The sequence below is a fragment of the Kitasatospora sp. MY 5-36 genome (assembly GCF_001182915.1).
Classification (GTDB): domain Bacteria; phylum Actinomycetota; class Actinomycetes; order Streptomycetales; family Streptomycetaceae; genus Kitasatospora.
This window is the reverse complement of record NZ_LFVW01000513.1, coordinates 1-8,361: the sequence shown is the minus strand read 5'-3', so window position 1 is coordinate 8,361 and position 8,361 is coordinate 1. Positions and strand designations below refer to the sequence as shown.

Genomic DNA, 8,361 nt, shown 5'->3' with positions numbered 1-8,361 from the left:
CGGGCGCGCCGGAGGCGGCGGCCGGGTCAGCCGGCGCGGGGGCGGCGTCGGCGTAGCCGAAGAGCTGCTTGACCACCTTCTGGACCTTCGCCGGGGTCACCAGGTTGACGTCCTGGCCGTTCTTGGTGCCGAACCCGTCGAAGGTCAGGGTGTTGAACTCGACGTTGCCGCCGGTGAGGTTGGGGGCCTGCTGGGCGAAGTCGAGCACGTTCCACTCGTTGTCGATCACCAGGTCCTTCTGCATCACCCCCATCAGCTCCTGCATCTTGCCGAGGTCGCCGATGACGCCCTTCTGCTTGAGGTTGTGCACCACCGAGGAGATGAAGGCCTGCTGGCGGTGGGTGCGGGCGAAGTCGCCGGTGTTGCCGTCCGGGCCGTCGAGGTTGTGGCGCTGGCGGACGAAGGAGAGCGCCTGGGAGGCGTTGAGTTTGTTGACGCCCTTGTGGAAGTCGGCCCCGGAGCCCTGGCCCTCGATGGCCGGGTCCTTGGTGTCGTGGGTGAGGCAGACCTCGATCGGCTGGAGGGCCTTGGCGATGTCGTAGAAGCCCATCAGGTTGACCTCGGCGATGTGGTCGATGGGCTGGTCGAGGAACTTCTGCACGGTGCGGATGGTGGCCGCGCGGCCGATGTCCCGGCCGGCCTTCTCCAGGTCGGCGCCCTTGAGGCCCTTGGCGCGCAGACCGGCGTCGGCCTTGTCCTTGGCCGCGCCGTAGGCCTCCTTGATCTTGGCCATGCCCATCTGGGAGCCGTTGGCGTCGTAGGTCATCACGTAGTCGTCGCGGGGTATCGAGACGGCCTGCACCTTGCCGCCGTTCGCCGGGATGTGCAGCAGGATCAGCGAGTTGGTGTTGTAGCCGCCGATGTCGGAGCTGTGGCCGGCGTGCAGCTCGTCCTGGACGAACTCGGGCGGGAGGTCCGTGCCGTCCATGTTCTTGCGGCTGTCCAGGCCGATCAGCAGCAGGTTGACCGAGTTGTCGAGGTGCTTGGGGGCGTCCTTCTTGGTCTCGGCTATGACGCCGGAGGTGGTCATCCCGTCGGTGAGCTGCTTGTACTCGTACCAGACCACCCCGCTGGCGGCGAACACCGCCAGGCCGACGGTGCAGGCCATCACCCGGCCCGCGACCAGGGCGGGTGAGGGGCGGCGGGGGCGGCGGGCCTCGGCGCCGCCGTCGGTCCCGGGGTTGTCAGCCATGCTGCCTCCTCCTCGCCCGGACCAGCCGGACCGCGATCACGATGACGGCCGCGGCCGCGGCCTCGGCCATCACGGGAAAGCCGTGCACCACCCACTTCGCGGCGCCGGTGGCCAGGCCCTTGCCCTGGTACCGGTCGCGGTGGGCGGTGAACTCGACGACGGCCGTCACGCCCAGGACCACCAGCGGCGAGGTGGCGAGCACCCACCACCAGCCGTTGCGGCTGCTCAGTGCCGCCGCCAGGCCGGTGCCGAGCACCGCGGCCACGGCGAAGACCAGGCCCATGCCGGGGCCGGAGAGCTCGTCGACCGCGGCGCCGGCCAGCGGTAGTCCGAGGGCGAGGGCCGCCGGCAGCGCGGGGCCGCCGGGCAGCGGGCGTATGTGCCCGGCCGGTTTGTCCGCCGCCCGTCGGCGCGTCCGCTGGTCGGCCGACCGTCCTCGCTGCCCCGCCACGCCCTCACCCCGGTGTTCCCGTGTTCCGCGCGCCATGGTGGCGCCTGCGCCGCGTGCCGTCCGTCGGTTTCGTCGGTCCGGAACTCTGTTCGTGGCGCTGCCAGTTCCGGACGCCGGTTGCCGGTCGGCCGGTTCCCGTGCGGGGGTCCGGCCACCCGTGATCGGGGGAGGCGCTTCCCAATGTCTTCTACACGGGTGTAGAAGTCGTACGCAGCATAGAGCACGTCCGTTCGGCGGGACGTCCGGGTCTTCCGTGGCCTGGATAAACTACACCGGGCAGTTTCTGAGAGGGTCGGCCGGTGCGCCGACGGAAGAGGAGAGGGCCGTGGCGACGACGGGCGGAGCGGGACGGCCGGAGAAGCGCGAGGCGATCACCCGGGCCGCGACGGTGGTGTTCGGCCGCGAGGGGTACGTCCGGGCCAGCATGGACGCGATCGCGGCCGAGGCCGGGGTGTCCAAGCGGACGGTCTACAACCACTTCGGCGACAAGGAGACCCTCTTCCTGTCGGTGGCCCTGCGGACCTCGGCGGAACTGACCGAACGCATCGACGGGTTGATGGCGACGTACCTCGGCCGGGTGGTGGACCTGCGCCGGGACCTGATCGACTTCGCCGTCGAGCGGGCCCGCGCCGTGCTGTCGGCCGGGGAGCACGGGGCGCTCGGCCGGGCGATCCGGGCCGAGGTGGCCAACATCCCGGCGGACGTCCTGGAGGCCTGGCTGGAGGCCGGCCCGGTCGCCTCCCAGCGCGCGCTCGCGCAGCACGTCGAGGCGCTCGCCGGGCGCGGGCTGCTCGCGGTCGAGGACGCCGCCCTGGCCGCCGAGCAGTTCACCCTGCTGACCTTCCACGGCGTCGCCGAGCGCTCCTTCTGGGGCGCGCTCCCGGTGGCGGACGAGGAGGTCGAGCGGATCGCGACGGCCGGCGTGGACGCCTTCCTGCGGATCCACGGCGCGCCGGAGGCGGCGGAGGCGTCCTCGGCGGCACGGGGCTGAGCCCGCCCGGGCGGGAGCGGCCGGCCGCCGCCCCCGTCCGGACCACCCGTGGATCACTTCCAGTTGAGACCCTTGCCGAGGGTGTACGGCTCGCCCCAGTACTCGGCGCCCGCGACCTTGGAGGCCTCCGGGGACATCGCCACCGCGCAGGAGGTGGCGGACTGGCCGTTGGTGAAGCCCTTGGGCAGCGACTCGCTCTTGCACTTGGCGAAGGAGCCGATGACCATCAGCTCCTGCGCCTCGCTGCCGTCCGCCAGCAGGCCCTTCATGTGGCTGACGCTGGTGTAGGACAGGTCGGTGCCGCCGGCGTTGGTGACCTTGTAGTGGATGTAGTACGGCACCAGGCCCTTGGCCTTGTCGCCCAGGTTGAGCGGGGCGAGGTCGGCCGGGTCGCCCTTCTCGATCGAGGTGACCGCGAGCGCGATGGTGCCCTTGGTGCTGCCCGAGCTGAACGGGATGGTGGCGGCGTCGCCGAGCTTCAGCGTGGTCCCGGCCGCCGGGGCGCTGCCGGCCGGCGCGGGTGCGGTGGCCGAACCGGACCCGGCGCCGCCCGCCGGGACGGAGGCCGAACCGGAGGCGGCCGGGGTGGTGGCCGCGGTGCTCGGCGAGGCGGCCTGGGTGGCGGGCGCACCGGTCGCCGGCGGGGTCTTGGCGGTGTCGGACGACGAGGCGTCGTCGTTGCAGGCGGTCAGGGTGAGCGCGCCGACCGCGGCCAGTGAGGCCAGGGCCAGGGCGCGACGACTGCTGCGGATGGGCTTCACGTGATGTCCCCCGTGGTAGCGGACCCCCGGTGCCGGTGGTCCTCCTGAGGGACGTTCATAGCGCAGCGCGAACGAGCGGGGCCATGGCTTCGACGCGTCCTTGACACGGTCGTGACGAGTCCCTCGCGCCACCGTGACAAGGGATGCCGAGTCGTGATCAGCCGCCCGGACGGGGGGCCGGCGAGGGGCCGACCGGCGTCGGCGCGGGGGGCCGTGGGGCACCCGGAGGAGACCGGGCCCGGTCCGCTCGGCCTGGAGAGCGGACCGGGCCCGGTGGTTCGTCAGCCGAGCAGCCAGCGCTGGGCCGGGGCGGCGGGGTCGCAGGAGGCCACCCCGGTGGCCTGGCCGCCGCCGTTGGAGGTGAGGCACTGCCCGGTGGCCGCGTTGCGGACCAGGTACCAGCCGTGGTCCTCGTCGGTCAGCCGCCACTTCTGGTTGGCGGGCATCCAGTCGCCGGCCGGCCGGTTGAGGCCGTCCAGTCCGCCGGGGGTGTCCCAGAGGTGGACGGCGCCCGAACCGGTGTCGAGGTCGATCACCTTGCCCTGCCCGTGCGCGATCGCCGTGGTGCCGTCGCAGTACTTCCAGAACGACCAGGTCTGCGCGGGCGACTGGTTGGCCTGCCAGACGATGATCGGCTGACCGTTGGCCTCGACGTTGTGGAAGAGGTCGAGCGCGCCGGCGCCGGAGCCGTTGTTCACGGCCGCGAAGGCTCCCACGGACGGCGACAGGTCGCAGGCGCCGGCCTGTGCCGCCTGCGCCGCCGGCGCGCCGGCCACGACCGCCCCCGCGACGGCAGTGACGGCCCCGAGCGAGGCGAGGAGCCTGCGGGTACGGGTGGTGGTTCTCATCGGGTCTCTCCTTCTGGTGTGGTGGGCGGGCCGGCTCAGCCGCGCGGGACCGCGAGCGCGGCCCACTGCTTGGGGCCGGGGACACCGTCGGCGTCCGCGCCCGAGTCGCCGAGCTTGTGCTGCCAGTTGCGGAAGGACTCGCGGTCCGCGTCGGACCACTCGGGGCCGGGGCCCTCGGCGTAGGCGGAGCAGCCCTCGGCGACGAGGCGCTCGCCCATCCGGGTGATGACGTCGCTGTTCTGGCCGTCGTGGAAGAAGTCGGCGCCGGGGAAGGGCTCGTAGCCGTCGCCGCCGTCACCGCCGCCGCCCGCCGGAGCGCCGCCGCCGGACGGGGCCCCGCCGTCGGGGCTGTCCTCCGCGGAGGCCTCCTGCCCGAAGTAGAGCGCCCCGGGCCGGTCCTTCCACTCCGGGTCGGCGAGGACCGCGCCCTCGGCGAAGTCCGGGATGCCGTAGCCGTAGACCCAGTCCGAGCGGCGCTCACGGGTCTTGAGGTAGACGCCGTCGCCCTCGGCGCTGCCGCCGTCGTTGGTGTTGCCCTCGACGGTGGTGATGGTGGAGCTGGTGTAGGCGATGCAGATGCCGGTGTGGCTGCCGCCGCCGGGCCCGAAGAAGACCTGGCCGCCGATCACCGGGTACTCGGTGAAGCGGTCGCGCTCCTTGAACCAGGCGACGCCCTCCGCGCAGGAGGCGGTCACCGGGAATCGCCCGGCGTTGCCGGACTGCTCGGCGCACCAGGAGACGAAGGTGGCGCACCAGGCCTCGCCCTGGGACCACTCCAGGCCGGCGACGGCGGGGGAGAACTTCTGGATGTTGTTCCAGTGCCCGCCGCTGCGACCCTCGTGGTAGCCGACCTCGTCTCGGGCGATGCGGATCAGGTCCGCCGCGTTCGAGGACATGGGTGTGGACTCCTTGTTCGTGGAAGGGTGCCGGTCGGGGTCTCAGGCCTTGCCGAAGGTCTGCACGTAGCGGCCCCAGTTGCCGCGCTGGCGGGGCGCGTAGCCGATGCCGATGTAGTTGTAGTCGGGGTTGAGGATGTTCACCCGGTGGCCCGGGCTGTTCATCCACATCTGCATCGCCTCCGGCACGCTGTTGCTCGGGGTGACGTTCTCGGCGGAGGAGCGGGAGACGAAGCCGGCGGCCGCGATGCGGTCCCAGGGGGAGCTGCCGTCGGTGCCGTTGTGCTGGGTGAGGTCGTGCGAGGCCATGTCGTTGGCGTGGCGCTGGGCGGCCGCGCTGAGGCGGTCGTCCAGGCGCACCGGCGGGGCGCCGACCCGGCCGCGCTCGGCGTTGACGGCGTTCAGCATCTCGGAGCGGAAGTCACCGCCGCCGCCACCGCCGGGCTGGGGCTGCGGCTGGGGCTGGGGCTGCTGCTGGCCGCCGCCGCTGCTGATGCCCCCGGCCGGGACGAGCTGCCAGCGCTGCGCCGGGTTGCCGTCGTCCTGCCTGGAGAGGGTGAGCGGCGATCCGGGGGCGGCCGCGGTGAGGTAGAGCATGCCCTCGTTGGTGCGGGTGGTGCGGACGCGGACCCAGTCGTTGTCGAGGGGCTCGAAGCACCAGTGCTGGTTGGGCTGGTTGTGCTCGTTGTACAGCCAGGCCTGGCCGGTGGAGTAGTTGAAGTCCATGACCATGGCCTGGCCGCCGACGTGCTTGCCGGTGGTGAGCTGGGTCTCCAGGAGGAAGCTGCCGTTCTCCTTGGCCCAGAAGGTCCAGCCCTGGGCGGTGGTGCCGTTGGAGCCCCAGGACTGGACGGCGGTGCCGGCGGCGGTCTGGCTGGAACGGACGTCGGCGACGGTTCCGTTGGCGGACTTGATCGTCCAGGTCTGGCCGTGCTGCGGGAGCGTGGGCATGGTGGCGCCTCTCGTCTGTGGTGTCGCCCCGGGCCGCAACCGCTGCGGCCCGGGGCCTGACGAGAGAGACGTTCCTGCATGGCGGTAGACGGCCGGTCAACACGCGTGGCCGGTGCCGCCGTTGATGCCGCGTCTACCGTGTCAGAAGGGCCCTGACCTGCTCCGATTCCTCGGTGAGCCCCAGCCGCTCGTACACCTCCAGGGAGTCCGTCAGACAGGCCCGGGCCTGGCTCGGGCGGCCGAGGCCGGTGAGCGCGGTGCCGAGGGTGCGCAGCAGGGCGCCCTCCAGGGCGGGGCTGGTGCGCCGGGCGAGCGGGAGGACCGCCTCGGCCGCGTCGACGGCGAGCAGCCAGCGGCCGGCCTCGGCGTGGACGCGGGCGGCGAGGTCGCCGGACGCGGCGGCGAAGACGGTGACCTGGAGGGCGGTGAACTCGTCGCGGGCGCCGACGGCGTGGTCGAGCGCCGCCTCCGGGTCGCCGCACAGCCGCAGCACCCGGGCGAGGTAGTAGCGGCCGATCGCGGCGGAGACCGGCCCCGAGTCGCGCATCAGACGGGCGCTGCGCTCGGCGGCCTCCCGGGCCTCGTCGAGCCGGCCGGTCTGGGCGCAGCTGAAGGCGAACTCGCCGAGCGCGCTGCCCTCGGAGCGTCCGGCCCCCAGGCGGTGGAACAGCCCGGCGGCCCGGCCGGCGTGTTCGGCGGCCTCGGCGTAGCGGCCGTGCACGCGGGCGTTGCCGCCGAGGGTGAGCAGGGCCTTGGCGAGCACCCGGTCGGTGCCGGTGGTGGTGCAGACCTCGACGGCCCGGCGGATCTCCTCCACGGACTCGGCGTAGCGGTTGACGTGCCAGAGCATGCTGCCGCGCACGTACCGGGCGAGGGCGAGCGGGCCGTGGTCGCCGCGTGCCTCGGCCTCGCCGGCCAGGCGTTCGGCGAGGTCGGCGATGACGGTGGTCTGGGTGCGTTCGGCGAGCACCGCGCCCATCCGGTCGGCGAGTTCGACGGCGCGGTCGAGTGGCAGGGCCGGGTCGGCGCAGCTCAGGGCGATGACGGCGGCGTGCACCTCGGCCTGCTCGCGCATCCAGCGCACGGCCTCCGTGCCGTCGGCGACGGGCCGGCCGGGGTGCGGCACCGGCACGTCGAGCAGGCTGAGTTCGACCGGGTCGGGCTTGCGGGCGGCGACGTCGGCGTTGCGGGCGGTGGCGAGGCAGAAGTCGAGCAGCCGTCCGGTGGCCGCGGTGCGTTCGGCGGGGCCGTCCTCGGCGGCGAGCCGGCCGCGGGCGTAGGCGCGGACCAGGTCGTGGTAGCCGTACCGGCCGAAGCGGGGGGACTGCAGGAGGTTGAGGTCGACGAGGGTTTCGAGGAGTTCGTCGGTCTCGGCCTCGGTGCGGTCGAGCAGGACGGCGGCGCAGGGCAGCGGGATGTCGGGGGTGTCGGGCAGGGCGAGCAGCCGGAAGGCGCGGGCCAGTTCGACGTCGAGGCGGTGGTAGGAGAGCGCGAAGCTGGCCTCCACCGTCCGTTCGCCGTCGCTGAGTTCGGCCAGCCGGTGCTCCCGGCGCAGGCCCTCGGCGAGGGTGGCCAGGGTGAGCGCGGGGTCGGCGGCGAGCCGGGAGGCGACGATGCGGACGGCGAGCGGCAGCAGTCCGCAGGCCCGGACGACCTCCTCGGCGGCCCCGGGCTCGGCGGCGACGCGGTCGGCGCCGACGATCCGGGTGAGCAGTTCCAGCGCCTGCCCGGGCGGCAGGGTGTCCAGGCGCAGCTGGTGGGCTCCGGCGAGGCCGGTCAGCCGGTGGCGGCTGGTGACGAGGACGGCGCAGCCGGGCGAGCCGGGCAGCAGGGGTTCGACGTGGCCGGGGGTGGCCGCGTTGTCGAGGACGACCAGGACGCGCCGCCCGGCCAGGGCCGAGCGGTAGAGCGCGCTGCGCTCCCCGGTGTCCGGGGGGATCTCGCCGGGGGCGACGCCGAGGTCCCGCAGGAAGCCGGCGAGCACCGTGCCGGGGTCGGGCGGGGTGCGGTCGGCGCCGCGCAGGTCGGCGAAGAGCTGCCCGTCGGGGAAACGGTCGCGGGTCCGGCGGGCCACGTGCACGGCGAGGGTGGTCTTGCCGACGCCGCCCATGCCGTCCAGGGCGGAGACCACGACGGCCCGTCCGCCGGCGCCGGCGAGGCGGTCGGTGAGGGCCTCGACCTCCTCGGTGCGGCCGGTGAAGTCGGGCAGGCCGGACGGCAGCTGGTCGGGCGCCCGCCAGGTGTCGGCGGCGCCGGGGGCGTCGGCGGCGG

The 8,361-nt window shown here is 73.8% G+C and carries 8 protein-coding genes; 1 reads left to right on the top strand and 7 read right to left on the bottom strand.

Annotated features, from left to right (window positions below; all coding sequences use genetic code 11):
- The coding region (locus tag AE652_RS28670; protein ID WP_053112317.1) for an LCP family protein at positions 1–1,192 on the bottom strand (1,192 nt) is incomplete at its 3' end.
- Complete coding sequence (locus AE652_RS28665; protein ID WP_049656675.1) at positions 1,185–1,643, bottom strand: DUF6542 domain-containing protein; 459 nt, start codon at positions 1,641–1,643, stop codon at positions 1,185–1,187. The genes AE652_RS28670 and AE652_RS28665, both read right to left, overlap by 8 nt.
- A 325-nt stretch (positions 1,644–1,968) precedes the next feature.
- Here AE652_RS28665 and AE652_RS28660 point away from each other — a divergent pair, with 325 nt between their 5' ends.
- Positions 1,969–2,634: a TetR/AcrR family transcriptional regulator gene (locus AE652_RS28660; RefSeq protein ID WP_049656674.1), complete on the top strand. Its 666-nt coding sequence runs from the start codon at positions 1,969–1,971 to the stop codon at positions 2,632–2,634.
- A gap of 53 nt (positions 2,635–2,687) precedes the next feature.
- Here the strand turns inward: AE652_RS28660 and AE652_RS28655 are convergent, their stop codons facing one another.
- From AE652_RS28655 to AE652_RS28635, 5 genes are all read right to left on the bottom strand, one after another.
- Entirely contained in the window at positions 2,688–3,395 is a 708-nt protein-coding gene (locus tag AE652_RS28655) for a hypothetical protein (protein WP_049656671.1), read from the bottom strand.
- Positions 3,396–3,676: 281 nt separating this feature from the next.
- Entirely contained in the window at positions 3,677–4,243 is a 567-nt protein-coding gene (locus AE652_RS28650; protein ID WP_049656669.1) for an RICIN domain-containing protein, read from the bottom strand.
- A 35-nt stretch (positions 4,244–4,278) separates the two neighbouring features.
- The gene (locus AE652_RS28645; protein WP_049656668.1) at positions 4,279–5,139 is read right to left on the bottom strand and encodes a peptidoglycan-binding protein; all 861 of its coding nucleotides are present in this window, start codon (positions 5,137–5,139) and stop codon (positions 4,279–4,281) included.
- Positions 5,140–5,181: 42 nt separating this feature from the next.
- Positions 5,182–6,090 carry a CAP domain-containing protein gene (locus AE652_RS43210; protein WP_053112315.1) on the bottom strand — a complete coding sequence of 303 codons (909 nt, stop codon included), beginning with the start codon at positions 6,088–6,090 and terminating at the stop codon, positions 5,182–5,184.
- A gap of 133 nt (positions 6,091–6,223) precedes the next feature.
- On the bottom strand, positions 6,224–8,361 hold a 2,138-nt coding region (locus tag AE652_RS28635; protein ID WP_049656666.1), incomplete at its 5' end, for an NB-ARC domain-containing protein.

Excerpts from the sequence above, each read along its gene's own strand:
- AE652_RS28650 (WP_049656669.1), bottom strand. The coding sequence starts at position 4,243 with ATGAGAACCACCACCCGTACCCGCAGGCTCCTCGCCTCGCTCGGGGCC.
- AE652_RS28645 (WP_049656668.1), bottom strand. The coding sequence starts at position 5,139 with ATGTCCTCGAACGCGGCGGACCTGATCCGCATCGCCCGAGACGAGGTC.
- AE652_RS43210 (WP_053112315.1), bottom strand. The coding sequence starts at position 6,090 with ATGCCCACGCTCCCGCAGCACGGCCAGACCTGGACGATCAAGTCCGCC.